At 70.8% G+C, this 24,164-nt stretch carries 22 protein-coding genes; 10 read left to right on the top strand and 12 right to left on the bottom strand.

Features of this window, described 5'->3' with window-relative positions; translation table 11 throughout:
- Nucleotides 1-128 precede the first annotated feature (128 nt).
- Nucleotides 129-2,093, top strand: coding sequence for a transglycosylase domain-containing protein (locus tag ASD38_RS01990; protein WP_056443691.1), 1,965 nt, complete (start codon nucleotides 129-131; stop codon nucleotides 2,091-2,093).
- Between the two features lie 165 nt (nucleotides 2,094-2,258).
- Here ASD38_RS01990 and ASD38_RS01985 read toward each other — a convergent pair whose 3' ends face one another.
- Nucleotides 2,259-2,669, bottom strand: coding sequence for an SWIM zinc finger family protein (locus ASD38_RS01985; protein ID WP_056457104.1), 411 nt, complete (start codon nucleotides 2,667-2,669; stop codon nucleotides 2,259-2,261).
- Nucleotides 2,666-3,067, bottom strand: a complete 402-nt coding sequence (locus ASD38_RS01980) for a metallopeptidase family protein (protein WP_056443689.1) — start codon at nucleotides 3,065-3,067, stop codon at nucleotides 2,666-2,668. Before ASD38_RS01980 ends, ASD38_RS01985 begins: the two co-directional genes overlap by 4 nt.
- A 162-nt stretch (nucleotides 3,068-3,229) precedes the next feature.
- Between ASD38_RS01980 and divL the strand changes: the two genes are divergently transcribed.
- Nucleotides 3,230-5,542 (top strand): cell cycle protein kinase DivL, encoded by a 2,313-nt coding sequence (gene divL / locus ASD38_RS01975; RefSeq protein WP_056457103.1) that lies wholly within the window; start codon nucleotides 3,230-3,232, stop codon nucleotides 5,540-5,542.
- A gap of 170 nt (nucleotides 5,543-5,712) precedes the next feature.
- On the opposite strand, the gene ASD38_RS01970 is transcribed toward divL, so the two are convergent.
- The 6 genes from ASD38_RS01970 to sdhC all read right to left on the bottom strand — a co-directional run bounded on the left by ASD38_RS01970 (nucleotide 5,713) and on the right by sdhC (nucleotide 10,823).
- A complete protein-coding gene (locus ASD38_RS01970; protein WP_056443687.1) occupies nucleotides 5,713-6,033 on the bottom strand; it encodes a 2Fe-2S iron-sulfur cluster-binding protein in 321 nt (106 codons plus the stop codon).
- 46 nt (nucleotides 6,034-6,079) lie between these two features.
- Nucleotides 6,080-7,330, bottom strand: a complete 1,251-nt coding sequence (locus ASD38_RS01965; protein WP_056457102.1) for an NAD(P)/FAD-dependent oxidoreductase — start codon at nucleotides 7,328-7,330, stop codon at nucleotides 6,080-6,082.
- A 95-nt stretch (nucleotides 7,331-7,425) separates the two neighbouring features.
- Nucleotides 7,426-8,208 (bottom strand): succinate dehydrogenase iron-sulfur subunit, encoded by a 783-nt coding sequence (locus tag ASD38_RS01960; RefSeq protein ID WP_056443681.1) that lies wholly within the window; start codon nucleotides 8,206-8,208, stop codon nucleotides 7,426-7,428.
- A gap of 11 nt (nucleotides 8,209-8,219) precedes the next feature.
- On the bottom strand, nucleotides 8,220-10,007 hold the full coding sequence (gene sdhA / locus ASD38_RS01955) for a succinate dehydrogenase flavoprotein subunit (RefSeq protein ID WP_056457101.1): 1,788 nt from the start codon (nucleotides 10,005-10,007) through the stop codon (nucleotides 8,220-8,222).
- Nucleotides 10,007-10,414, bottom strand: a complete 408-nt coding sequence (gene sdhD / locus ASD38_RS01950; RefSeq protein ID WP_056443674.1) for a succinate dehydrogenase, hydrophobic membrane anchor protein — start codon at nucleotides 10,412-10,414, stop codon at nucleotides 10,007-10,009. Before sdhD ends, sdhA begins: the two co-directional genes overlap by 1 nt.
- 1 nt (nucleotide 10,415) lies before the next feature.
- Nucleotides 10,416-10,823, bottom strand: coding sequence for a succinate dehydrogenase, cytochrome b556 subunit (gene sdhC, locus ASD38_RS01945; RefSeq protein ID WP_056443671.1), 408 nt, complete (start codon nucleotides 10,821-10,823; stop codon nucleotides 10,416-10,418).
- Between the two features lie 307 nt (nucleotides 10,824-11,130).
- On the opposite strand from sdhC, the gene ASD38_RS01940 reads away from it, so the two are divergent.
- The gene (locus ASD38_RS01940) at nucleotides 11,131-13,242 is read left to right on the top strand and encodes a hybrid sensor histidine kinase/response regulator (protein ID WP_056457098.1); all 2,112 of its coding nucleotides are present in this window, start codon (nucleotides 11,131-11,133) and stop codon (nucleotides 13,240-13,242) included.
- A gap of 11 nt (nucleotides 13,243-13,253) precedes the next feature.
- Here ASD38_RS01940 and ASD38_RS01935 read toward each other — a convergent pair whose 3' ends face one another.
- The 3 genes from ASD38_RS01935 to ASD38_RS01925 all read right to left on the bottom strand — a co-directional run bounded on the left by ASD38_RS01935 (nucleotide 13,254) and on the right by ASD38_RS01925 (nucleotide 16,087).
- Nucleotides 13,254-13,838: an NUDIX domain-containing protein gene (locus ASD38_RS01935; protein WP_056457096.1), complete on the bottom strand. Its 585-nt coding sequence runs from the start codon at nucleotides 13,836-13,838 to the stop codon at nucleotides 13,254-13,256.
- 167 nt (nucleotides 13,839-14,005) lie between these two features.
- Nucleotides 14,006-15,124 carry a cell division protein ZapE gene (gene zapE / locus ASD38_RS01930; RefSeq protein WP_056443660.1) on the bottom strand — a complete coding sequence of 373 codons (1,119 nt, stop codon included), beginning with the start codon at nucleotides 15,122-15,124 and terminating at the stop codon, nucleotides 14,006-14,008.
- Between the two features lie 51 nt (nucleotides 15,125-15,175).
- The gene (locus tag ASD38_RS01925; protein WP_056457094.1) at nucleotides 15,176-16,087 is read right to left on the bottom strand and encodes a LysR family transcriptional regulator; all 912 of its coding nucleotides are present in this window, start codon (nucleotides 16,085-16,087) and stop codon (nucleotides 15,176-15,178) included.
- A gap of 111 nt (nucleotides 16,088-16,198) precedes the next feature.
- On the opposite strand from ASD38_RS01925, the gene ASD38_RS01920 reads away from it, so the two are divergent.
- Both ASD38_RS01920 and ASD38_RS01915 read left to right on the top strand, forming a co-directional pair.
- Nucleotides 16,199-16,951 (top strand): SDR family oxidoreductase, encoded by a 753-nt coding sequence (locus tag ASD38_RS01920; protein WP_200941449.1) that lies wholly within the window; start codon nucleotides 16,199-16,201, stop codon nucleotides 16,949-16,951.
- 79 nt (nucleotides 16,952-17,030) lie between these two features.
- Nucleotides 17,031-17,222, top strand: a complete 192-nt coding sequence (locus ASD38_RS01915; RefSeq protein ID WP_056457091.1) for a hypothetical protein — start codon at nucleotides 17,031-17,033, stop codon at nucleotides 17,220-17,222.
- Here ASD38_RS01915 and ASD38_RS01910 read toward each other — a convergent pair.
- A complete protein-coding gene (locus tag ASD38_RS01910) occupies nucleotides 17,219-17,854 on the bottom strand; it encodes a hypothetical protein (protein ID WP_056443655.1) in 636 nt (211 codons plus the stop codon). The genes ASD38_RS01915 and ASD38_RS01910 overlap by 4 nt on opposite strands.
- A 109-nt stretch (nucleotides 17,855-17,963) precedes the next feature.
- Here ASD38_RS01910 and ASD38_RS01905 point away from each other — a divergent pair, with 109 nt between their 5' ends.
- The 5 genes from ASD38_RS01905 to addB are packed head-to-tail and all read left to right on the top strand — an operon-like array spanning nucleotide 17,964 to nucleotide 24,072.
- Nucleotides 17,964-18,818, top strand: coding sequence for a 1-acyl-sn-glycerol-3-phosphate acyltransferase (locus ASD38_RS01905; protein ID WP_156390524.1), 855 nt, complete (start codon nucleotides 17,964-17,966; stop codon nucleotides 18,816-18,818).
- The gene (gene tsaE, locus ASD38_RS01900; protein WP_056457088.1) at nucleotides 18,815-19,270 is read left to right on the top strand and encodes a tRNA (adenosine(37)-N6)-threonylcarbamoyltransferase complex ATPase subunit type 1 TsaE; all 456 of its coding nucleotides are present in this window, start codon (nucleotides 18,815-18,817) and stop codon (nucleotides 19,268-19,270) included. The genes ASD38_RS01905 and tsaE overlap by 4 nt, the downstream gene beginning before the upstream one ends.
- The gene (gene amgK, locus ASD38_RS01895; protein WP_056457085.1) at nucleotides 19,260-20,351 is read left to right on the top strand and encodes an N-acetylmuramate/N-acetylglucosamine kinase AmgK; all 1,092 of its coding nucleotides are present in this window, start codon (nucleotides 19,260-19,262) and stop codon (nucleotides 20,349-20,351) included. Before tsaE ends, amgK begins: the two co-directional genes overlap by 11 nt.
- Entirely contained in the window at nucleotides 20,348-21,085 is a 738-nt protein-coding gene (gene murU / locus ASD38_RS01890; RefSeq protein ID WP_056457082.1) for an N-acetylmuramate alpha-1-phosphate uridylyltransferase MurU, read from the top strand. Before amgK ends, murU begins: the two co-directional genes overlap by 4 nt.
- A gap of 2 nt (nucleotides 21,086-21,087) precedes the next feature.
- Nucleotides 21,088-24,072: a double-strand break repair protein AddB gene (addB, locus tag ASD38_RS01885; RefSeq protein ID WP_056457080.1), complete on the top strand. Its 2,985-nt coding sequence runs from the start codon at nucleotides 21,088-21,090 to the stop codon at nucleotides 24,070-24,072.
- Nucleotides 24,073-24,164 lie beyond the last annotated feature (92 nt).

Below are 24,164 nucleotides of genomic sequence, written 5' to 3'. Positions count from 1 at the left end.
ACGCGGGGCGTGCAAGGCCGATGAGGCGTCGTTCATCCCTCGTCAATCTTGTCGCGCGTTTTGTGAGCTTCAGCTAAACGGAATTCGGCGCGCGCCGGGATATTCGCGCCTTTCGGGATAAGGACGACATGGCCAACGGCACCTTCGGCGGGAACAAGCCGGCGAAGCCCCAGCGTACGCCGCTGCAGGCGTTGCTCTACTGGGCGGTCGTGCTCGGCGTCTGGGGCCTGATCTTCGTCGTCGCCTTCTTCGCGGTGTTCGCCAGCGATCTGCCCGACACCTCCAAGCTGTACGACGTCAAGCGCCAGCCCTCGATCAACTATCTGGACCGCTCCGGGGCCCTGCTGGCCGTGCGCGGCAGCCAGTACGCGCCGCCCGTCGACCTGGACGCCCTGCCCGAATACGTGCCGGCCGCCTTCGTGGCGATCGAGGACCGTCAATTCTATCACCACATCGGCTTCAACCCCTGGGGCATCGCCCGCTCGCTGATCTGGAACCTGAGCCACGAGGGCGGACCCCAGCGCGGCGGCTCGACCATCACCCAGCAGCTGGCCAAGAACCTGTTCCTCAGCCCGGCCCAGAACTATCGCCGCAAGGCCCAGGAGCTGATCCTGGCCGTCTGGCTGGAGCTGAAGTTCAGCAAGAAGCAGATCCTGGCCCTGTACATGAACCGGGTCTATTTCGGGGCCGGCGCCTACGGCATCGAGGCCGCCTCGCAGCGCTATTTCAACAAGCCCGCCTCGCAGCTGACCGTCGGCGAGGCCGCCCTGCTGGCCGGACTGATGAAGGCCCCGGCCCGCTATTCGCCGGTCTCGGCCAGCGACCGCGCCGCCCGCCGCGCCACCATCGTGCTCGACGAGATGGTGCGGATGAAGGCCATCACCGCCGAGCAGCGCGACGAGGCCTTCCGCGAGCCGGTCCGCGTCTCGGCCACCCTGGCCAACCAGCGCGCCCAGTACTTCACCGACTATGTCGACGCCCAGGTGCGCTCGCTGGTCGGCGAACCGACCGAGGACCTCGTCGTCGAGACCACCCTGGACCTGCCGATCCAGGTGGCCGCCGAGCGCTCGGTGCAGGTCGGGGTCGAGGGCCACAAGGCCCAGGGCGTCCAGCAGGCGGCCCTGGTGGCCATCGACGGCGAAGGCCGCATCCGCGCCTATGTCGGCGGCGCCGACTATGGCGAGACCCAGTTCGACCGCGCCACCAGCGCCCGCCGCCAGGCCGGCTCGGCCTTCAAGCCGTTCGTCTACCTGACCGCCATGGACCAGGGCCGCAATCCCAGCGTCGTGGTCGTCGACGAGCCGGTGAAGATCGGCAACTGGGAGCCCAAGAACTACACCAACAAGTATCTGGGCCAGATGACCCTGCAGACGGCGCTCTCCCAGTCGATCAACACGGTCGCCGCGCGCCTGGCCAGCGAGGTCGGCACCAGCAACGTCGCCGCCACCGCCCGCCGCCTGGGGATCACCAGCAAGATCCAGCTGGACCCGTCGATGGCCCTGGGCGCGGTCGAGGTCTCGCCGATGGAGATGGCCCAGGCCTACGCCCCGTTCTCGAACGGCGGCTTCCTGGCCAAGGGCTACGGCATCGAGCGCATCCGCACGACCAGCGGCAAGGTCCTGTACGACCACAGCGTCGACCGCACTCAGCGCCCGGCGGTGATCGGCTCGCCGTCTCTGCAGTACATGAACCAGATGATGCGCCAGGTGGTGGCCGCCGGCACGGGCACGCGGGCCAAGGTCGCGGGCTACGACATCGCCGGCAAGACCGGCACCACCAGCGACTACCGCGACGCCTGGTTCGTCGGCTACACGGGCGGCTTCGTCGCCGCGGTGTGGACCGGCAAGGACGACAACACCTCGATGCGCAAGGTCACCGGCGGCGGCGCCCCGGCCGAGATCTGGCGCAACTTCATGGCCGCGGCCCTGCCGCGCCTGAAGGCCACCCCGATCCCCGGCGGCGTGATCGAACCCCCGCCCCCGGCCACCGACGACCCGATCGGCGACATCCTGACCGGCCCGGCGGGGCCCGAGGGCCCGGCGGCCGAGACGCCCGCGCCAGGGACGCCGGCGCCGGAGCAGCTGCCTTACTGAACTAGGCCCGGGCGGCGAACACTTGCCCCCTACGGGCCTTCGGCCGTCTTCCCCCACAGGGGGAAGAGGACGCCGCGCGAAACCTCCGCCCCCTATGGGGGCGGACAGGCGGCGAAGCCGCCAGGTGGGGGCAAGGGGGTGTGATCCCACGCCAAGACCGGCGCCCTACCCCTCCAGCCCCGCCAGCACCTTGGGGTCCCGCTTCGCCAGCTCGACGATCCGCTCGATCAGCGCGTCCTTGCTCTCCAGCGCCAGGCCGTCGCGCAGCTTGGCCAACCGCTCGCGCACATAACCCCGCCCGGTCGCGTCCAGCAGGTTGGCCGCCACCACGACCGCCGCCTGGTGCTTGCAGGCGCCGAACTTGTCGAAGCCCGGGCAGGTGCAGGCGCCTTCGCCGTCCGGGGCGCGCAGGCTGACGACATAGAGATCGCCGACGCTGCCGGTCACATGGGCGGTGACGGCGTCGTCCTCGATGGCCACCAGGTCGACCTTGCCCTCTTCGGCCAGCTGGGCGCCGCTCTCGAACCAGCGCTCGTCCATGCGCCCGCGCCAGGCGTCAGCGTCGAACAGGCTCATGCGTCGTCCTCGATGCGGTGGATGTCGTCGTCCGACAGGCCGAAATGGTGGCCGATCTCGTGGACCAGCACGTGGGTGATCAGCTCGCCCAGGGTGACGTCGCCGCGCTCGCACCATTCGTCGAGGATCGGCCGGCGATACAGGAACACCATCGAGGTCTGCGGCGAGGGGTCGAGGACCGAGCGGCGGCCCAGGTCGACGCCCTGGTAGAGGCCGGTCAGCTCGAACGGATCCTCGATGCCCAGGTCGTCGAGCACCTCGTCGGCGGCGAAATCGTCGATGCGGAACACCACGTCGCCGGTCTGGCGGCGGAAATCGGCGGGCAGGTCGTCGAAGGCCTTTCGCGCCAGGGCGGCGAAATCGTCCAGCGACGGGGCGAAACGGTCGGTCCAGGTCATGGTCGCTACATAGGCCGCGCCAGCTGTTGGGGAAAGGCCGCGCCGAAAAGGCGTTCGAGCCTCCGCGACAGCGGCGCTCATCGCGCTCTGGTCACGCGCGGCCTAATCTGTGAATCTGATTCGCTAACCACGTCCGCAGCCCGGGGGCCGACGACAAGCCTGATGACCTCGTCCGACCTGATCTTGGCCGCGACGGCCGGCGCGGTCTGCCTCGCCCTTTGCGCCACGCTGTGGGCGATGTCCCAGCGACGGCGGTTCGAGGACCATCTGGCCCGCCTGAAGGCCCGCGCCACGAGCCTGGAAACCCGGCTGATGGACAGCCAGGGGGCGGCCGAGGCCTTCGAGAGCGCCTTGGTCGTCATCCACGACGGCGGCGTCGACCTGGTCTCCGGCGAGGACGCCCTGGCCGAATGCGCGCGGATTCTCGACGTCGACGCCGACGCCCAGGCCGTGGTGGCGGCCCTCACCGAGGCCGATCCAGCCCACGCCCACAAGCTGAAGGCCCTGTTCGAACAGGGCGAGGTCTGCGCCTTCGAGGCGCGGAGCCCGCGCGGCGGGGTGGTGGTCGAGGGCCGCGCGGCCGGGACCCGCGCCTGGTTGCGCCTGGCCGCGGCCGTCGACGACGAGAGCGGCCTGCCCGACGCCGGCCGCTTCGCCGCCTTCATGGACGGCCTGGTCGAGCCGGCCTGGATTTCCGGCGCCGACGGCGCGCCGGTCTGGGGCAACGCGGCCTATCTGCGCGTGGTCGGGGTCGAGACGGCCGCCGACGCGACGCGCGACAACAAGTCGATCGATCGGGCCGCCGACGCCCTGGCCGTCGAGGCCGCCAAGGCCGGCGAGCTGCGCGAGCTGGTCCGCTGGGTGCCGCTGGACGGCCGCCGCCGCGCCCTGCGCTTCTCGGCCCAGCCGCTGGACGGCGGCGGGGTCGGGGTGTTCAGCAGCGACGTCACCGAGGTCGAGGACATGCGCGACGCGCTGAAGAAGCACGTCGCCGCCCACGACGAGACCCTGAACCACATCGCCGACGCGGTGGCGATCTTCAGCGCCGGCCGCCGCCTGGCCTTCCACAACACCGCCTTCGCCGAGCTTTGGGGGCTGGAGCCGGCCTGGCTGGCCGAACGCCCGACCCACGGCGAGGTGCTGGACCGCCTGCGCCAGCGCCGCAGGCTTCCCGAAACGGTCGACTACGCCAAATGGAAGGCCGCCGAGCTGGCGCGCTACGAGGACCTGGGACCCCAGGCCGACGAGCTGTGGGACCTGCCCGACGGCCGCACCCTGCGCGTCGTGCGCCAGCCCCACCCGCTGGGCGGCATGCTGCTGCTCTATTCCGACATCACCGGCGAGCTGCGCCTGAAGGCTCAGTACAACGCCCTGATCCAGGTGCAGCAGGCCACGCTGGACAAGCTGAACGACGCGGTGGCGGTGTTCGGCTCGGACGGCCGCCTGCGGCTGCACAACGAGGCCTTCGAGACCTTCTGGAACGTCTCGGCCCAGGCCCTGGAGGCGGCGGTCGACTTCGAGGGCGTGGTCGAGCTGTGCGTGCCGCGCCTGCACGACCTGTCGTTCTGGCGCGAGCTGAAGGGCCGGGTGGCCGATCCCGATCCCCAGATGCGCGCCCCGACCTCGGGCGAGACCCGCACCTCGGACAATCGCATCATTGTTTACCAGAGCCGTCCGTTGCCCGACGGCGCGACCCTGATCGCCTTCGCCGACGTCACCGACACCCGGCAGCTGGAAAGCGCCCTGGCCGACCGCTCCCAGGCCCTGACCGAGGCTGAGCGGCTCAAGCGCGACTTCGTCGGCAACGTCTCCTACGAGCTGCGCACGCCGCTGACGACGATCATCGGCTATTCGGAGCTGCTGGAGCGGGCCGACGGCCTGTCGGACCGCAGCCGGGGCCACGTGGCCTCGGTGCGCGCCGCCGCCACCCAGCTGGCCCGCTCGATCGACGACGTGCTGGACATGGCCCAGATCGACGCCGGCGAGATGGCGCTGGAGATCGAGGACATCCGCGTGGCCGGCCTGCTCAGCGACGCCCAGGAGCGTTCGCTGAAACTGGCCCAGATCGGCGGGGTCACCCTGTCGGTCGAGTGCGACAAGGACGTCGGCCTGATCCGCGGCGACCACAAGCGGCTGTCGCAGATCCTGGACCACCTGATCGAGAACGCCCTGCGCCAGACTCCGCCGGACGGGGTGGTCACCCTGTCGGCGCGACGGGCCCTGGGCGAGGTGCGGCTGGACGTCACCGACACCGGCCGGGGCGTGCCCTTCCACGTCCAGGCCCACATCTTCGACCGCTTCGTCGGCCGCGACCGCGGCGGCCCGGGCCTGGGCCTGGCCCTGGTCAAGGCGCTGGTCGAGCTGCACGGCGGCTGGGTGGCGCTGGAGAGCGAACCCGGCGCGGGCTCGATGTTCACCTGCCACCTGCCCGAGACGCAGCAGCCCGGGGCGGCGCAGCCGGAGTTCGGGTTCTAGGTCCTAGGTTTGTACGGCGACCGCTTGCCCCCTACGGATCGCTTCGCGATCGTCTTCCCCCAAAGGGGGAAGAGGGCTGTCCGCGCACCCTCCGCCCCCTATGGGGGCGGACAGACCGCGAAGCGGTCAGGTGGGGGCAAGTGGGTGAGCCACCGCCCCTGACACGAACCCTAGTGCTGGCTTTCCGGCAGCCGCACGACCAGCCCGTCCAGCGCGTCGCTGACCTTGATCTGGCACGACAGGCGCGAGTTCGGCTCGACGTTCTCGGCGAAGTCCAGCATCGATTCTTCCATGGCCGACTTCTCGCCGGTCTTCGAGATCCAGGCGTCGTCGACATAGACGTGGCAGGTGGCGCAGGCGCAGGCGCCGCCGCAGTCGGCGTCGATGCCCGGCACGTTGTTCTTCACCGCGCCTTCCATGACCGTCAGGCCCGGCTTGACGTCGATGACGTGGTCGGTGCCGTCGTGCTCGATGTAGGTGATCTTGGCCATGGGTCCCCTGAACTGGTTTTGCCTAATATACTTTCGAACGATCGTTTTACGCCGCTACTTCTTTCATGGAAATCGTCGGATCCGCCAGCTTCTCGATGCTGACGGGCGTGCGCTTGGCGATCAGCTGCTTGCCGGCCATGAACTCGGGCGGCGCGTTGACCGCCTCGACGGCCTGGACCAGGTCGCCCTTCAGGTGGAAGACGGCGAACTTGGCGGCGGCCACGTCGCCGCGCACCACCTGGCGGTCGGCGTCGAACGGCAGGCCGGCGATCTGCAGTTTCAGGTCGTACTGGTCGGACCAGAACCACGGAATCTCGTGCGGCGGCATGGCCTTGCCGGCGATGGCGGACGCGGCCTGCTTGGCCTGCTCCAGGGCGTTGGGCACGCTCTCCAGCCGGAACTGGCGGCCATAGATCGGCAGCGGCCGGTGGGTCAGGTCGCCGATGGCGAACACGAACGGATCGGCCGTGCGGGCCTCGATGTCGACCACCACGCCGTTGGCGCACTCCAGGCCGGCGTCGCGCGCCAGCTCCTCGTTGGGGATCGCCCCGACCCCGACCAGGGCGACGTCGCAGGCCACCACCCGGCCGTCGGTGAAGCGCACGCCGGTCACGTGGCCGTTCTCGCCCTCGAAGCCCGCCACCCCGGCGTTCAACTCGAAGGCCACGCCCCGGGCGCCGTGATAGTCCTGGAAGAAGCTGGACAGGGTCTCGCAGGCCACGCGGGCCAGCACGCGCGGCTCGCGCTCGATGATCATCACGTGGCCGCCCAGGGCGCGGGCCGAGGCCGCCGCTTCCAGGCCCACATAGCCGCCGCCGATCACCGCCAGCCGCTTGCCGGGGCCGAGCGCGGCCTTCAGGGCCTCGGCGTCGGCCGCGGTGCGCAGCGACAACACGCCGGAGAGATCGGCGCCGGGGATCGGCAGGGCCCGGGCCCGGGCGCCGGTGGCCAGGATCAGGTAGTCGTAGGGCAGGGTCTCGCCCGAGGCGAGGCTGACGGTCTTGGCGCCGCGATTGATCGACACCACGACGCCGCCCAGGCGCAGGGAGACCCCGGCCTCCTCGTACCAGCTGCTGGGCTTGAGCTGCAGGCTGTCGGCGTCGGCCTCGCCCTTCAGCCAGGCCTTGCTGAGCGGCGGGCGCTGATAGGGCAGCAGGGGCTCTTCGCCGATCAGCACGATCGGGCCGACGTGGCCGTACTGGCGCAGGAAGGCCGCGGCAGAACCGCCGGCATGGCCGGCGCCCACGATCACGACGCGGGCGTTCAGGTCACCTGTTCCAGCTTCACTCAACGCCATCGTCCTCCCGTTCGAACAAAGATGACGAGGGCGTCACCTTTTTGCAAGCCGATCGGCCTGGGGTCCGAAGACCGCGATTGGAAGGGCGCTCGTCGCTAGACGACCCGCTCCACCAGCATCTTCTTGATCTCGGCGATCGCCTTGGCCGGGTTCAGGCCCTTGGGGCAGACCTGGGCGCAGTTCATGATCGTGTGGCAGCGATAGAGCTTGAACGGGTCCTCGAGGTTGTCGAGGCGGTCGCCCGTGGCTTCGTCGCGGCTGTCGATCAGCCAGCGGTAGGCGTGCAGCAGGGTGGCCGGGCCCAGGTACTTGTCGCCGTTCCACCAGTAGCTGGGGCACGAGGTCGAGCAGCAGGCGCACAGGATGCACTCGTAGAGGCCGTCCAGCTTGGAGCGGTCTTCCGGCGACTGCTTCCACTCGGTCTGCGGCTCGGGCGTGACGGTGTGCAGCCAGGGCTCGATCGAGGCGTACTGGGCGTAGAACAGCGTCAGGTCCGGGATCAGGTCCTTGACCACCGGCTGCGACGGCAGCGGGCTGATCTGCACGGCCTTGCCGGGGGTGTCGGCGTGGCCGTGGGTGCAGGCCAGGGTGTTGCGGCCGCCGATGTTCATCGCGCACGAGCCGCAGACGCCTTCGCGGCACGAACGGCGGAAGGCCAGCGTCGGGTCGATGGTGTTCTTGATGTAGAGCAGGGCGTCCAGGACCATCGGGCCGCAGGCGTCCAGGTCCACCTCGTAGGTGTCCCAGCGCGGGTTGCGGCCGTCTTCCGGATCGTAGCGATAGATCTTGAACGACCGCGTGTTCTTGGCGCCGGCCGGAGCGGGCCAGGTCTTGCCGTGCTGGACGGTGGAGTTCTTGGGGAGGGTGAGCTGAACCATCGATCGTACCCTCAGTACACGCGCTGCTTGGGCGGGATGTAGTCGATGTCTTTCGACATGGTGTAGCTGTGCACCGGCCGGAAATCGATCTTCACCTTGCCGGTCGAGGGGTCGAGCCAGGCCAGGGTGTGCTTCATCCAGTTGGCGTCGTCGCGCGTGGAGAAGTCCTCGCGGGCGTGGGCGCCGCGGCTTTCGGTGCGGTTGACCGCCCCGGCCACGGTGACGACGGCCTGGCCGATCAGGTTGTCGAACTCCAGGGTCTCCATCAGGTCGGTGTTCCAAACCAGCCCCCGGTCGCTGACCTTGATGTCCTTGGCCTTGTCCCAGACCGCCTGCAGGCGCACGACGCCGCTTTCCAGGCTCTCGCCGGTGCGGAACACCGCGGCGTCCTCCTGCATGGCCTTCTGCATCTCCAGACGCAGGGCCGCCGTCGGCTGATTGCCGTTGGCGTGGCGGAAGCGGTCGAAGCGGGCCAGGTGGCCGTCGGTCATGCTGTCCTTCAGCTCCGGCTGGGTGGCCAGGGGCTTGAGGATCTCGGCGCAGCGCAGGGCGGCGGCGCGGCCGAACACCACCAGGTCGATCAGGCTGTTGGAGCCCAGGCGGTTGGCGCCGTGCACCGACACGCAGGCCGCCTCGCCCACGGCCATCAGGCCGGGGATCACCTGGTCGGGGTTGTCGCCCGCCTTGGTGACGACCTCGCCGTGATAGTTCGTCGGGATGCCGCCCATGTTGTAGTGGACGGTCGGCAGGACCGGGATCGGGGCCTTGGTCACGTCGACGCCGGCGAAGACCTTGGCGGTCTCGGAGATGCCGGGCAGGCGCTCGTGCAGGATCTTCGGGTCCAGGTGGTCCAGGTGCAGGAAGATGTGGTCCTTGTTGGGGCCCACGCCGCGACCTTCGCGGATCTCGATGGTCATGGCCCGGCTGACCATGTCGCGCGGGGCCAGGTCCTTCACGGACGGGGCGTAGCGCTCCATGAAGCGCTCGCCTTCCGAGTTGGTCAGGTAGCCGCCCTCGCCGCGGGCGCCCTCGGTGATCAGGCAGCCGGCGCCGTAGATGCCGGTGGGGTGGAACTGCACGAACTCCATGTCCTGCAGCGGCAGGCCCGCGCGCAGCGCCATGGCGTTGCCGTCGCCCGTGCAGGTGTGGGCCGAGGTGGCCGAGAAGTAGGCGCGGCCGTAGCCGCCGGTGGCCAGGATGACCATCTGGGCCTGGAACCGGTGCAGGGTGCCGTCGTCCAGCTTCCAGGCGGTCAGGCCCCGGCAGACGCCGTCTTCCATGATCAGGTCGAGCGCGAAGTACTCGATGAAGAACTCGGTGTCGTGGGCCAGGGACTGGCCGTACATCGTGTGCAGCATGGCGTGACCGGTGCGGTCGGCCGCCGCGCAGGTGCGCTGGATCGGACCTTCGCCGAAGTTCTTGGTCATGCCGCCGAAGGCGCGCTGATAGATCTTGCCGTCCACGGTGCGCGAGAACGGCACGCCCCAGTGCTCCAGCTCGTAGACCGCCGCCGGGGCGTTGCGGGTCAGGTATTCGATGGCGTCCTGGTCGCCCAGCCAGTCCGAGCCCTTGACGGTGTCGAACATGTGCCAGCGCCAGTCGTCCTGGCCCATGTTGCCCAGCGAGGCCGAGATCCCGCCCTGGGCGGCGACCGTGTGGCTGCGGGTCGGGAACACCTTGGTGACGCAGGCGGTCTTCAGGCCGGCCTGGGCGCAGCCGAGCGCGGCCCGGAGGCCCGAACCGCCGGCGCCGACGACGACGACGTCGAACTTGTGGTCGATGAACTTGTAGGCCGACATCAGAGGGCTCCGGTGAAGGCGACCTTGAGGATCGCCACGACCCCAAGAGCGCCGCCGAGGACGCAAACGAAAAGATTGGCGAGGACCAGCACGGTCTTGGTCGTGAAGTCCGGGATGTAGTCCTCGATCACCACCTGCACCGCGCCCTTCAGATGGATCAGGGCGACGACGATCAGCAGGCAGAGCAGGACGGTGTTGTGCGGGATGGCCACCCATTCGGCGGCGCCGTCGAAGCCCAGGCCCGCCAGGCGCAGGCCGGCGAACAGGCCCCACAGGGCCAACGGGATCAGGGCGATGCCCGACACGCGCTCGGTGATGAAGTGACTGACGCCGTGCCGGGAGGCGCCCAGGCCGCGGGCCCGGGACATCGGCGTGCGGAAACGGTTGGCGGAGGAAGGACCGGCCATGTCAGAGCGCTCCGGTTTGGGCGGCGATGACCCAGACGACGATCGCGCCGACCACCGCGAAGGCGATGGCGCAGGCGCCGGACATGTCGGCGATCTTCGGCGTGAAGCCCTTGCCGGCGTCCCAGACGGTCTGACGCACGGTGTAGGCGATGTTGTAGAGCACCGCGACGGTCAGGCCGAACAGCACCAGCTTGCCGAACGGCGAGCCCAGGGCGCCGGTGTAGCAGGCGTAGGCTTCGGGACCCGAGGCCAGGGCCAGGGCCCAGCCGGCCAGCAGCAGGACGGCGACATAGAGCGCGAAGACGCAGGCTCGGTGCAGGATCGAGCAGGCCATGGTGATGTGCCAGCGCCAGACTTGCAGGTGCGGCGACAGAGGGCGCTCGGGGAGGCCCCCGCTGGTCTCGGTCATGGTTGTGTCCAACCCTTTGGCTTTGTGCGTTGCGGGATGCTTTTAAGCGCGACGTTGGGGGTGTCAACGCAGCCGCCCTTGTTGAGAAGCGTTCTCAGCATCGTGAGGGATAGGCGCGACGAAATCCCGAGGCCGAGGCTTCCGTCGCGGCGCCGCGAAGGCGATCGGCGTTCGCCGACCGCGTTCAACCTTTCGTTCAGCCCTGAAGGGTAAATGATCGGTTGACCGAGTTGGGGTGCGTTCAATGGCCGCAGGGATTTTGACGGATGCGCCGGCGGTCGCCAGTTGGCGACGCAGACTCGGCGCGGTGAGCGACGTGCTGCGGGTCTCGGGCGGCGACACCGGCGGGATGGGCGCGCGCCTGGTGTTCTCGGCCGTCGTCTTCTGCGCCACCCTGCCCTATTCCAACGATCCCGCGCCGTTCTTCTGGATGGCGGCGATGGCCGCCCTGGCCGTCGCCGAGGCGCGCACCTCGGAGGGCGCCGCCGACCTCTTCGCCTGGATGCAGAGCGCCGGCTACGCCCTGGCCGGCTTCTACCTGACCTTCTTCCAGATCGGCGCGGCCCAGACCTTCGGCGTGACCCTCTACGGCGTGGTCATGTTCGAGATCCTGGTGCGCGACTACGCCCGACCCAAGCGCCTGCTGACCAACCTGACGCCGATGCTGATCTCGATGGTCTTTGTCCAGCTGGGAGCCAGCGTGCGGCTGGTCCAGCGCGACCAGCCCTGGCGAATCGCCACGGTGCTGGCCACCACCTACCTGGTCTTCCGGGTCTTCCGGTCGCTTCAGATCGACCTGACGCGCGCCCGCCGCGAGGTGGCGGAGGCGCAGGACCGCGCCGAGGCCGACGCCCGCACCATCCGCGAGGCCCACCGCATCGCCCTGATGGCCGAGGACATGGCCGGGGTGGGTCACTGGCGCGTCCATCTGGCCAGCGGCGAGACCACCTGGTCCGAAGGGGTGTTCCGGATTTACGGGCGCGAGCCTTCGACCGGCGTCCCCGACCTGGAAACCCAGCTGGCCCATTTCGACGCCGCCGACCGCCCCCGCTGGCGGGCCGGGCTGAAGGCCGCCGCCGCGACGGGCGAGCCGTTCGAGTTCGAGGTTCGCCTGACCCGGACCGACGGCGCGGTGCGCCACGTCGTCTGCCACGCGGCGGTCGAGCCTGACGGCGAGGGCCAGGTCGCCACCCTGTTCGGCGCCCTGATGGACGTGACCGAGGCCCGCGCCCGCGAGGCCGCCCTGCTGGACGCCAAGCTGCGCGCCGAGGCCGCCGCCGAGGCCAAGGCTGAGTTCCTGGCCAATATGAGCCACGAGATCCGCACGCCGCTCACGGCGATCAACGGCTTTTCAAGCCTGCTCGCCGATCTCGACGACCTGCCGCCCGACGCGAGCCTCTACGTGCGGCGGGTCAGGACGGCGGGCATGACCCTGCTGACCGTGGTCAACGACATCCTGGAATTCTCCAAGCTGGAGTCCGGCCACGTGGCCCTGGCGCCCCAGCCGTTCGCCCTGGCGCCGTTCCTGGACGACGTGATGGCCCTGTTCGCCGACCAGGCCGCCGCCAAGCACCTGGCGCTGTCGCTGGATCTCGACCCCGACGTCCCCGCGGCCCTGGAGGCCGACGCCGACCGGCTGCGCCAGGTGATCGTCAACCTGGTCGGCAACGCCATCAAGTTCACCGAGACCGGCGAGGTGCGCCTGAGCGTGCGCCATGCCGGCGGCGTGCTGCGGGTCTCGGTGCGCGACACCGGCTGCGGCGTGCCCGAGGACAAGCGCGACGGCCTCTTCCAGCGCTTCTTCCAGGCCGACGGCTCGATCAGCCGCCGCTACGGCGGCACGGGTCTGGGCCTGTCGATCTGCAAGGGCCTGGTCGAGCTGATGGGCGGCTCGATCGCCATGGAGCCCGCGCCGGACGGCGGCTCGATCTTCGCCTTCGAGGTCCGCGCCGAGGAAGCCGCGCCGGTTCCGGCGGGCGGGCGCGCCGAGCGCGCCAGGCCGGTCGTCCGCGCCCAGGTCCTGGTCGTCGACGACGTGGCGGTGAACCGCGAACTGGTGCGCGCCATGCTGCAGGCCGTCGGCCACGAGGTCTCCGAAGCCGGCAGCGCGTCCGAGGCCCTGCGCCTGACCGCCTGCGAGCGGTTCGACCTGATCCTGATGGACCTGCAGATGCCCGAGGTCGACGGCTTCGCCGCCGCCCGCGCCGTCCGCGCCCAGGACAGCGCCAACCGCGACACCCCGATCATCGCGCTGAGCGCCGACGTCCTGCCCGAACATGTGGAGGCCAGCGTCCAGGCCGGCATGAACGGCCACATCGGCAAGCCGATCTCGCCGTCGGAGCTGATCGACGCCATCGACCGCTGGGCGCGCGCGCGGGCGCCGGCCGACGCGGCGGACGAGGAATCCCTCTCTCTTTGAGAGAGGGATTTTCAATCCCGAAACAGCGTCAGCGCCGCATGCTGCAGCAGCATGATGGTCTTGGCGTCGCGGATGCGGCCGTCGGCGACCATGGCCAGGGCCTCGTCGATCGCCAGCTCCAGCACCTCGATGTCCTCGCCCTCGTCCGGATGCCCGCCGCCGTCGCCGATCCGCATCGCGGCGTCGTATTCGGCGACGAAGAAGTGCAGCACCTCGGTCACCGAGCCCGGGCTCATGAAGGCCTCGAAGACCTTGGTCACTTCGCCCAGGCGATAGCCCAGCTCCTCCTCGACCTCGGCGCGGATGCGGACCTCCGGCTCGGCGTCGTCCAGCAGGCCGGCGGCGGCCTCGACCAGCAGGTCGTCATAGCCGTTGACGAAGGCCGGATAGCGGAACTGCCTGACCAGCAGCACCGTGCGCTCAGCCAGGTTGTAGGGCAGCAGCACCGCCCCGTTGCCGCGGTCGTAGTGCTCGCGGTGCTGGGTCTGCCAGGTTCCGTCGCGGCGCTTCCAGTCGAAGGTGGTCGTCTTCAGGACGTACCAGTTGTCGGAGAGCAGGCGGGTTTCGTGGACGCGGACGCGGTCTTTGACGCTCATCTGGCGCTCCTGGTGTCGGTGGAATTTCGACGGCGAATGACCGCGGGACCGCCCTCGTCCTTCGACAGGCTCAGGATGAGGGCTACTTTCGGCGTCGGTTCAGTAGGAAACCTCATCCTGAGCTTGTCGAAGGACGAGGTTTTCGGACCAGGACCGTTCACGCTCCCCTAATCCCTCACCCGGGCCACATAGTCGGCCGAGCGCATTTCCTGCAGGCGCGACACCGTGCGCTCGAACTCGAACGACCCGTGGCCGGCCGGGTACAGGGCCTCGGGCTCGCCGTGGGCCAGGGCCACCAGCTTGGCGTCGGCCTCGTAGAGGGCGTCCACCAGGGTGTTGAACCGCTTGGCCGCGTCGCGCCGCTCGGGCGTCAGCAGCGGCACGTCCTCCAGGAACAGGGTGTGGAACCGCTCGGCGATCGCCAGATAGTCCTGCGGCCCCAGGGCCTGCTGGCAGAGACTGGCGAACGAGGCGCGCAGCAGGCCGCCGGCGGCGCGCGGGAAGCGCATCTTGCGGCCTAGAACTTCCAGAGTGGCGCCGGTCTCCTCGGCCCCGTCCAGCATGTCGGCCCACAGGCGGTCGAATTCGGCGAGGCTGGTCTTGTCGTCCGGGGCCAGCCAGGTGCGGGCGGCGCGCAGGCGGTCGAGCCGGAAGTCGACCGGGCCGCGCACGGCCACGACCTCCAGCCTCTCCTTCAGCATCTCGATGAACGGGACGAAGAGCTGGCGGTTGAGGCCGTCCTTGTAGAGCTCGTCGGGCGGGCGGTTGGAGGTGGCCACCAGGGTCACGCCCTGGGCGAACAGCGCCTCGAACAGCCGGCCCAGGATCATGGCGTCGGCGATGTCGGTGACCTGCAGCTCGTCGAAGCACAGCAGGCGGGCGTCCTCGGCGATCAGGTCGGCGGTGGGCGCGATCGGGTCGTCGCCCTTGTGCTGCCCGAAACGCGCCTTGCGCTCGGCCGCGTCGCCCTTGCGCCAGGCGTTGATGTGCTCGTGGACCTCGGCCATGAAGGCGTGGAAGTGCGCCCGGCGCTTCTTGGCGACCGGGGCGCTGTCGAAGAACAGGTCCATCAGCATGGACTTGCCGCGCCCGACCGGTCCCCACAGATAGACGCCCCTCTGGGCCTTGGGCTTGCGGCCGAACAGCGAGAAGCCCGGCTCGCCGGCGTTGTCGAGATCGGCCTCCAGCCGCGACAGGGCGTCGACCGCGGCGGCCTGGGCGACGTCGGGCTTGATCTCGCCCTGGGCCAGGCGTTCTCGATAGGCGGTGCGGACGGAGGTGGGCATCGTCGACCCGGTTAGCGCGCCGTGGCCGGCGGGGAAAGGCCTAAGGCGCCTCTAGGCCCGGCCCGGGACGCGCAGGCGGCCGCGCATGAACTCCACGAAAGCCCGCAAGGGGGCCGAGGCGCCCAGGCGGCTGGGATAGTAGAGATGCCAGGCGGTCGGACCGGCCAGATAGGAGTCCAGCACCCGCTCCAGCCGTCCCGTCATCACGTGCGGCATGGCCAGGGGCTCGGGCTGGTAGGTCAAGCCCAGGCCGTCGATCGCGCTCTTCAACAGGAAGTCGAAGTCGTTGACGCTGATCGCGCTGTCGACCGCCACCTCGAATTCGCGGCCGTCCTCCTCGAACTCCCAGCGATAGTTGTTGCGGCGGGTCGTCTGCAGGACGTTCAGGCAGGGGATGGCCTTCAGGTCGCGCGGATGCTCGGGCCGGCCCCAGCGCTGCAGCAGGGCCGGCGCCCCGACCACGCAGAACCGGAAGGGCTGCGAGACCCGGACGGCCACCATGTCGGGCGCGATCATCTCGCCCATCCGCACGCCGACGTCGAAACCCTCCTCGATGATGCTGATCGAGGCGTCGTCGACGACGACCTCAAGCCGCACGTCCGGATAGGCGCGGGAAAAGTCGGTGATCACCGGGGCCAGCAGCATTCGCAAGGCCAGGCGCGAGGTGGTCAGGCGCACCGTGCCCGCCGGCCCCTCGCCCAGCGACCGCGCCGAGACCGTGGCGGCCTCCATCGCCTCGACCGCCGGCTGGGCGCCCTGCAGGTAGCGCCGCCCGGCCTCGGTCAGGCCGACCTCGCGGGTGGTGCGGGCGAACAGCACGACCCCCAGCCGGGCCTCCAACTGCTTGACCGCATGGCTGACCGCCGCCGGCGTGACGCCCAGGTCGGCCGCCGCCACGGTGAAGCTGCGTCGGCGGGCCACGGTGGTGAAGGCCACGACGCCGTCCAGCAGGTCGCGCTGCATTATCAAATCCTGTTTGAAACGACGTTCAAACTATCAAGGATTATCGCGAAGGGGTCGAGCCCTCATCTTCTGGCCACGGGCGAGGACGCCCACGAAACAAGGAGATCCGCCATGACCGCCATCGCTGACAACATTTCCGGTAAGGTCGTCGTCGTCACCGGGGCCAGCAGCGGCCTGGGCGAAGCGACCGCCCGCCACCTCGCCGCCAAGGGCGCCCGCCTGGTGCTGGCCGCCCGTCGCCTCGATCGTCTGCAAGCCCTGGTCGCCGAGATCACCGCCGCCGGCGGCCAGGCGATCGCCGTCCAGACGGACGTCACCGTCAAGGCCGACGCCGAGGCGATGATCGCCGCCGCCGTGAAGGCCTTCGGCCGCGTCGACGTGCTGGTCAACAACGCCGGCTACATGGCCATCGCCCCGATGTCGGCCCGCCTGACCGACGAGTGGGACAGGATGATCGACATCAACATCAAGGGTCTGCTGTACGGCGTCGCCGCCGCCCTGCCGGTGTTCGAGGCGCAAGGCTCGGGCCAGTTCGTCAACATCAGCTCGATCGCCGGCCGCAAGGTCTTCAGCCCGGGCGGCACGGTCTACAGCGGCACCAAGTTCGCCGTTCACGCCATCTCCGAAGGCCTGCGCCACGAGGTCGGTTCGAAGATCCGCGTGACGGTGATCTCGCCCGGCGGGGTCAACACCGAGCTCAAGCACGGCAGCTCCGACGCGGAGTCGCTGAAGGCCCTGGACGCCTTCTACGAGATCGCCATCGGCCCCGACGCCATCGCCCGCGCCGTCGCCTATGCGGTGGAGCAACCGGCCGACGTCGACGTCAGCGAGATCGCCGTCCGCCCGACGGCGCAGGACTTCTAGCGACCCACGATCCCCCGGCCATGAAACGTGGCCGGGGGCGACGTCGTTTGTTTCCCTGACACGTCAGAAGGAGACCGACATGGCCCGACCCGAAGACCGCGCGATTCCCTCCGACCTCGCCCCCGAAGGCGCCACCGCGGCGCTCTACGACGACGCCGACAACCTGAACCTCGACGCCGGCGCCGCGCCGCACGACGGCGACCTCGACCACCGCCCCGGGACCAAGACCCGCCAGGCGCGGAAGGCCGAGATCAGCAACCGGCCGGTCTAGACCCCCAGATCCTTCCGCACGAACCGATAGGTCTCGCGCCGCTCGCAGGCGCAGGCCTTCATCTTGCCGTCCGGGGTCCACCAGACCAGCAGCGGATAGGCGAAGTTCACGCCGTTGGCCTTGAGCAGGGGCCGCAGGTCCTCGACGGACTTGCGGCCGGCCTCGATCACCGCGGTGCGGGCGACGTCGCCGTCGGCGGGGGCGATGCCGGCGGCCGTCCAGGCCTCGACCGGGGTGGCGTCCCACCTCTCCGACAGCGCCCAGCCGCGGTTGACCCACAGCTCGGCCACGGTCGCCCGCTCGGCCGGCGTCGACTTCGGCACGCCGTTGCGGTCGGCGCGGGCGATCTCGATCAGCCGGGTGTCGACCCCGGCCTTGTGCAGGACCGGATACTCCTCGGCCTTGAACCGCACGCAGTCGGGGCAGGTGCGGAAGCTGACCATGTAGAGCTTGGGGCCCTTCAGCCCGGGCGACACCCAGCCCGCGCCCTCCAGGATCTTGGCGATCTCGGCCTGGTTCCGGGTGATCGTCTTGGGCCGCCAGCGCAGGTCGTAGTTCCAATAGGCCCACGCGCCCGCCCCGACGGCGGCGATCACGACGACGGCGACGAGCCAGCGACCAAAACGCTTCATGCAAGAACTCCCTCTTCCCCAGCCCCTAACGTCCGACGTCGCGAGCGGTCCGTCAAATTCCCCGAGGCCCCGCCTTGGAACGACGCGGCGCGTTCTCTAGAGTCCGCGGATGACCAGCCCGCAGGCCCAGGACGCGGCCCGCCCCCACATCATCGACATCCTGATCGCCGAGCGGGCGCCGAAGCTGTGCGGCTCGCCGGCCTGGCCGCTGGCGCGCGGGCCGCTGCACGCCCTGCTGAGCTACGGCAAGGCCCGGGCCATGGTCGACGCCATCGCCCCGATGGGCGGCCGCGAGGCGCTGGACTACGTCTCGCGCCTGCTCAGCGTCGAGGTCGCCGTCCAGGGCCTGGAGAACCTGCCCGCCAAGGGCCGGGTGGTGGTGGTCTGCAACCATCCCACCGGCATAGCCGACGGCATGGCGGTCCATGACGCCCTCAGGGCGCGGCGGCCGGACATGCAGTTCTACGCCAATTCCGACGCCCTGCGCGTCTGTCCTGGGCTGGACGAGGTGCTGATCCCGGTCGAATGGGTCGAGGCCAAGCGCACCCTGGGCGACACCCGCCGGGTGGTCGAGCGCACCCGGGCGGTGCTGAAGGCCGAGCAGGCCCTGATGATCTTCCCGGCCGGCCGTTTGGCGACCAAGGTTCAGGGCCGGCTCACGGACAAGCCCTGGCAGCCCTCGGCCGTCTCGATCGCCCGGTGGAGCGACGCGCCGATCACCCCCATGCACCTGTCGGGGCCATGGTCGACCCTGTTCCACCTGTTCGACGGCCGTTTCCAGGAGCTGCGCGACATCACCCTGTTCCACGAGATGCTCAACAAGCGCGGCCGGCGCTTCTCGCTGATCGTCGGCAAGCCGATCCCGGCCAAGGCGCTGGACCCCGACGCGGCCATGGCCGCCGGGGCGCTCAAGCACTTCGTCGAGCGGGTGCTGCCCTCGAACCCCGACGCGGTGCTGCGATGATCGAGATCTCCCTGCCCGACGAGGCGGCCACCCGGGCGCTGGGCGAAAAGCTGGCCTCGACCCTGCGTCCCGGCGACGCCCTCTGCCTGACCGGTCCGCTGGGGGCGGGCAAGTCGACCCTGGCCCGCGCCCTGGTCCGCGCCCTGACCTCGCCCGACGAGGAGGTCCCCAGCCCGACCTTCACCCTGGTGCAGTTCTATGACGGCCCCGACTTCCCGGTCGCCCATTTCGACCTCTACCGCCTGACCGATCCGGACGAGGCCTACGAGATCGGGCTGGAGGAGGCGCTGGAGGACGGCGCGGCCCTGATCGAATGGCCCCAGCGGCTGGAGGGGCGCCTGCCGGCCAACCGACTCGCTATAGACATCACCCCCATGGGCGAAGACGGATCGGCGCGCCGCGCCATCCTCGTCCCGCACGGAACCTTCGAAGGACGCAAGCTTGAGCTCTGATCGCGAAACCCTCAAGGCGGCCTTCCTGACGGCCCACGGCTTCGGCGACGCCCGCCGCGAACTGCTCAGCGGCGACGCCTCGACGCGCAGCTACGAGCGGCTGCACCGGGACGGCGACAGCTTCATCTTCATGGACCAGCCGCCGGCCCTGGAGAGCGTGGTCTGCCCGCCCGGCGCCAGCGACGCCGAGCGCGTGGCCCTGGGCTACAACGCCGCCGCCCGTCTGGCCGCCGGCTCGGTCGCCGCCTTCGTCGCCACCGCCGCCTACCTGCGCGAACGCGGCCTGTCGGCGCCCCGCATCCTGGCCCACGACGTCGAGGCCGGGCTGGCGGTGCTGGAGGACCTGGGCGACGGCCTCTACGCCACCCTGATCGCCGAGGGCCAGGACGAGGTCCCGCTCTACGAGACCGCCGTCGACGTCCAGGTGGCCCTGCACGCCGAGACGCCGCCGGACGTCCTCACGGCCGAAGGCGGCGTGGCCTGGCCGCTGCTGACCTACGACACCCTGGCCCTGAAGATCGCCACCGACACCTTCCTGGAATTCTGGCCGAAGTTCTCGGGCCTGCCGGCGTTCGGCCCCGAGGCCGTGGCCGCGTGGGACGCCCTGTGGGCCCCGGTCTGGGCGCGCGGCGAGGCCGGCGCCTCGGTCTTCACCCACCGCGACTACCACGCCCAGAACCTGCTGTGGCTGCCCGACCGCGACGGCGTCGCCCGCGTCGGCCTGCTGGACTTCCAGGACGCCCTGCGCGCCCACCCCGCCTGGGACCTGACCCACCTGCTGCAGGACGCCCGCCGCGACGTCTCGCCGGAGCTGGAGCAGGCCATGCTCGACCGCTACCTGGCGGCCCGGCCGAGCGTGGATCGGGCGGCGTTCATCGCCGACTATCGCGCCCTGGCCGCCTCCAACGCCGCGCGGATCCTGGGCCGAGTGTTCGCCCGCCAGGCCCTGCTGGGCCGCCCGCAGTACGAGGCCTACATGCCGCGCACCTGGCGCTATCTGGAGCGCAATCTGAACGACCCGGCGATGACGGGCCTGAAGGCCTGGTTCGACGCCCACGTGCCGTCGGAGTTCCGTCGATGAGCGCGCCCCCGCAAGCGCCCAAGATCGCCATGGTCCTGGCCGCGGGCCTGGGCACCCGCATGCGCCCCCTGACCGATAACCGGCCCAAGGCCCTGGTCGAGGTCGGCGGCAAGGCGTTGATCGACCACATGCTGGACCGCCTGGCCGTCGCCGGGGTCGAGACCGCGGTGGTCAATGTCCACTATTTCGCCGACCGGCTGGAAGCGCACCTGGCCGCCCGCGCGAAGACCCATCCCCTGCCCCGCATCGTCATCTCCGACGAGCGTCCCCAGGCCCTGGAGACCGGCGGCGGCGTCAAGCACGCCCTGCCCTTGCTGGGCGACGATCCGATCTGGGTGGCCAATATCGACTCCGTCTGGATTGAACAGACCTCGGCCATCGAGGCCGTGGCCCGGGCCTGGGATCCGGCGACCATGGACGTCTGCCTGATGCTGGCCTCGACGACGCGGTCGCTGGGCTTCCACGACACCGGCGACGTGTTCCTAAGCGACGAGGGCGTCGTGCGGTTCAAGAACCCGGGCGAGACCGCGCCGCTGGTCTATGTCGGCGTCCATATCTGCAAGCCTCAGGTGGTGGCCGACGGTCCCGAGGGCCCGTTCTCGCTGCTGCCGACCTGGAAGGCGCTGGCCGCCGACCACCGCGTGCACGGCGTCGCGCCGGACGGGGTCTGGATGCACGTCGGCGATCCTGGCGCGCGCGACATCGCCGAGGCGCGGCTGGCGGGACACCCCTGACCATGGCCGGCCCCTTCGACCATCCGGGGCCGCGCTGGTTCTCGATCCCCGCCCACCGGCCCTTCGTCGAGGACCTGGCGCGCGGGCTGCTGGACGCCCTGGCGCCGCTGGGGCCCGAGGCCCTGGCCGCCGCCACCGTCCTGACCCCGACCCGACGCGGGGCCCGCGCCCTGGCCGACGCCTTCGTGGCCGCTGGAGGGGGCCGGGCCCTGCTGCTGCCGCAGATCCGGCCGCTGGGCGACCTGGACGAGGGCGAGCCGCCGTTCGAACCCGGCGAGCTGTCGCTGAACGTCCCCCCCGCCGTCTCCTCGCGCCGCCGCCGGTTCGAGCTGGCCCGGCTGGTCGCCGACAACGCCCATCTGCTGTCGTTCCAGCCGCAAGCCGGCCAGGCGCTGGAGATGGCCAAGGCCTTGGCCGAGTTCCTCGACAGCTGCCAGATCGAGGAAGTGATCACCGACGACGGCCGCCTGGACGGCCTGGCCGAGGGGGATCTGGCCCAGCACTGGCAGGTCTCGGCCCGGTTCCTGAAGGCGGTGCTGACCGCCTGGCCCAAGCGCCTGGACGAGATGGGGCTGATCGACGTCAGCGACCGGCGGGTGCGGCTGCTGAACGCGCTTTCGGACCAGTGGGAGGCCAGCCCGCCGCAAGGCGTGCTGGTCGCCGCCGGCTCGACCGGCACGGCGCCCGCCACCGCCCGCCTGCTGCGGGTGATCGCCGGCCTGCCCCAGGGCGCGGTCGTGCTGCCGGGCCTGGACGACGGCCTGGCCGACGACGCCTGGGAGCAGATCGAGGGCGTCCAGGGCGAACAGCATCCGCAGGGGGCGATGAAGCGCCTGCTGGACGGGGCCAAGGTCACCCGCGCCGACGTCCGCCCCTGGTGGCCCGAGGCCGACAGCCGGGGCCGCTGGCGCCGCCGCCTGATCAACGAGGCCCTGCGCCCGGCCCAGGCCACCGCCGACTGGCTGGCCCAGATCGATCGTCTGCGCGCCGAGGCGCCGGGCCTGGACCCGATCGAAGAGGGGCTGAAGGGCCTGTCCCTGGTCAACGCCCGCACCGAGGAGGAGGCGGCCGTCGCCTGCGCGCTTCTCTTGCGCGAAGCGCTGGAGGATCCGGGGCGGACCGCCGCCATGGTCACCCCCGACCAGGAGCTGGCCCGGCGGGTCAACGCCCGCCTGGTGCGCTGGGGCGTGATCCCCGACAGCTCGGCCGGCGCGCCCCTGGCCGCCAGCCCCGCGGCGATCCTCGCTCAGCACGTGGCGGGCCTGGCCGTGGATCCGCTGGATCCCGTGCGCCTGCTGGCCGTGTCCAAGCATCCGCTGCTGCGCGCCGACGCGTCGGTGACCCGCGACCTGGAGCTGAAGGGCCTGCGCGGTCCGGCTCCGCGCGACGCCGCCCAGCTGTTGGAACGGCTGAAGGACCATGCCGAGGCCAAGACCCTGGTCGAGCGCGTGCTGGCCGCCGCCCATCGGGTCGCCTTGCCCTATGTCGCCGATCCCAAGGCCGGCCAGCCGGCCGCCGCCGCCCGGGCCCTGGTCGAGGCGCTGGAGGCCCTGGCCGATCCCACGGATCTCTGGGCCGGGTCAGCGGGCGAGAGCCTGGCGGGCCTGTTGTCGTCGCTGATCACCGACGGCGTCGCCCTGCCGCCGGCCTCGGCCCAGGGCTTCGCCGACCTGTTCGACCGCCTGGTCAACGAGGAGACCCTGCGCACCGGCGGGGCCACCCACCCGCGCCTGCGGATCTTCGGGGCCATCGAGGCGCGGATGGTGCGGGCCGACCGGCTGATCCTGGCCGGGCTGGAGGAGGGGATCTGGCCGCGCGGCGCGCCGATCGACCCGTTCCTGTCGCGGCCCATGCGCGCCAAGCTGAACCTGCCGCCGCCCGAGCGCCGCATCGGCCTGACCGCCCACGACTTCGCCCAGGCCGCCTGCGCGCCCGACGTGATCCTGGTCCACAGCGAGCGGCGCGGCGGGGCGCCGGCCGTCGAGAGCCGCTGGCTGTGGCGGCTGAAGACCCTGGCGCGCGGCGCGGGCCTTTCCCTGACCGAGCGCCCCGACGTGCTGGCCTGGGCCCGCGATCTGGACGCGCCAGGTCCCTACGAGCCGATCAAGCGCCCGGCCCCGACCCCGCCGGTCGCCGACCGTCCGCGCCGGATGGCCGTCACCCGGATCGAGGCCCTGACCCGCGACCCCTACGCCGTCTGGGCCCGCGACATCCTCAAGCTGTTCCCGCTGGACCGCCCTGACGAGCCGGTCGAGGCCCGGGCGCGCGGCACGGCGATCCACGCGGCGTTCGAAACCTTCTCGCTGGAGCATCCCGGCCCCGTGCCGGCCGACGCCGCCGGGATCTTCGCCGGCCTCTATCTGGGCGAACTGGAAAAGGCCGGCATGCCGCCCGCCGCCCTGGCCCGCGAACGGGCCCTGGCCCGCGAGGCCGCCCTGTGGGTCGCCGAGCTGGAGACCCGCCGCCGCGCGGGGGCCGAACGGATCGTGGTGGAGGCCGCCGGCGAGCTGACCTTCGACATCGGCGGCCGGCCGTTCACGGTCACCGCCAAGGCCGACCGCATCGAGCCGACGCCGGACGGCCTGGCCCACATCCTCGACTACAAGACCGGCGCCGCGCCGTCCAAGAAGCAGGTCGAGACCGGCTTCTCGCCCCAGCTGACCCTGACCGCCGCGATCCTGCGCGAAGGCGGCTTCAAGGACATCGGCCCGCGCGAGCCCGGCGACCTGACCTATCTGCGGGTCACGGGCCGCAAGCCGGCGGGCGTCGAGGAGGTGCGGGCCGCCGCCGGGGTCGACAGCCAGGAGGCGGCGATCAAGGCGCTGAACGGGCTGCGCGAACTGATCGAGCGCTACGACAATCCGAGGCAGCCGTACCTGTCGCGCGTGGCGCCGCAGTTCGTGCACGATCACGCGGGCGACTACGGGCATCTGGCCCGGGTGTTCGAGTGGTCGACCAGCGGCGACGACGGGGAGGGTTCGGAGTGAGCTTCGCCCTCCCCCAAAAGTCCCTCCCCCTGTGGGGGAGGCGATCGCGAAGCGATCGGTGGGGGGATACCGCGGAGGTGGGACGACTCCCC

This window comes from Caulobacter sp. Root487D2Y (genome assembly GCF_001427165.1).
GTDB lineage: Bacteria > Pseudomonadota > Alphaproteobacteria > Caulobacterales > Caulobacteraceae > Caulobacter.
Note: the sequence above shows the minus strand (reverse complement) of the source record. Positions and strands in the feature narration are given on the sequence as shown.

Excerpts from the sequence above, each read along its gene's own strand:
- ASD38_RS01990 (WP_056443691.1), top strand. The coding sequence starts at position 129 with ATGGCCAACGGCACCTTCGGCGGGAACAAGCCGGCGAAGCCCCAGCGT.
- ASD38_RS01985 (WP_056457104.1), bottom strand. The coding sequence starts at position 2,669 with ATGAGCCTGTTCGACGCTGACGCCTGGCGCGGGCGCATGGACGAGCGC.
- ASD38_RS01980 (WP_056443689.1), bottom strand. The coding sequence starts at position 3,067 with ATGACCTGGACCGACCGTTTCGCCCCGTCGCTGGACGATTTCGCCGCC.
- divL (WP_056457103.1), top strand. The coding sequence starts at position 3,230 with ATGACCTCGTCCGACCTGATCTTGGCCGCGACGGCCGGCGCGGTCTGC.
- ASD38_RS01970 (WP_056443687.1), bottom strand. The coding sequence starts at position 6,033 with ATGGCCAAGATCACCTACATCGAGCACGACGGCACCGACCACGTCATC.
- ASD38_RS01965 (WP_056457102.1), bottom strand. The coding sequence starts at position 7,330 with ATGGCGTTGAGTGAAGCTGGAACAGGTGACCTGAACGCCCGCGTCGTG.
- ASD38_RS01960 (WP_056443681.1), bottom strand. The coding sequence starts at position 8,208 with ATGGTTCAGCTCACCCTCCCCAAGAACTCCACCGTCCAGCACGGCAAG.
- sdhA (WP_056457101.1), bottom strand. The coding sequence starts at position 10,007 with ATGTCGGCCTACAAGTTCATCGACCACAAGTTCGACGTCGTCGTCGTC.
- sdhD (WP_056443674.1), bottom strand. The coding sequence starts at position 10,414 with ATGGCCGGTCCTTCCTCCGCCAACCGTTTCCGCACGCCGATGTCCCGG.
- sdhC (WP_056443671.1), bottom strand. The coding sequence starts at position 10,823 with ATGACCGAGACCAGCGGGGGCCTCCCCGAGCGCCCTCTGTCGCCGCAC.
- ASD38_RS01935 (WP_056457096.1), bottom strand. The coding sequence starts at position 13,838 with ATGAGCGTCAAAGACCGCGTCCGCGTCCACGAAACCCGCCTGCTCTCC.
- zapE (WP_056443660.1), bottom strand. The coding sequence starts at position 15,124 with ATGCCCACCTCCGTCCGCACCGCCTATCGAGAACGCCTGGCCCAGGGC.
- ASD38_RS01925 (WP_056457094.1), bottom strand. The coding sequence starts at position 16,087 with ATGCAGCGCGACCTGCTGGACGGCGTCGTGGCCTTCACCACCGTGGCC.
- ASD38_RS01920 (WP_200941449.1), top strand. The coding sequence starts at position 16,199 with ATGACCGCCATCGCTGACAACATTTCCGGTAAGGTCGTCGTCGTCACC.
- ASD38_RS01915 (WP_056457091.1), top strand. The coding sequence starts at position 17,031 with ATGGCCCGACCCGAAGACCGCGCGATTCCCTCCGACCTCGCCCCCGAA.
- ASD38_RS01910 (WP_056443655.1), bottom strand. The coding sequence starts at position 17,854 with ATGAAGCGTTTTGGTCGCTGGCTCGTCGCCGTCGTCGTGATCGCCGCC.
- ASD38_RS01905 (WP_156390524.1), top strand. The coding sequence starts at position 17,964 with ATGACCAGCCCGCAGGCCCAGGACGCGGCCCGCCCCCACATCATCGAC.
- tsaE (WP_056457088.1), top strand. The coding sequence starts at position 18,815 with ATGATCGAGATCTCCCTGCCCGACGAGGCGGCCACCCGGGCGCTGGGC.
- murU (WP_056457082.1), top strand. The coding sequence starts at position 20,348 with ATGAGCGCGCCCCCGCAAGCGCCCAAGATCGCCATGGTCCTGGCCGCG.
- addB (WP_056457080.1), top strand. The coding sequence starts at position 21,088 with ATGGCCGGCCCCTTCGACCATCCGGGGCCGCGCTGGTTCTCGATCCCC.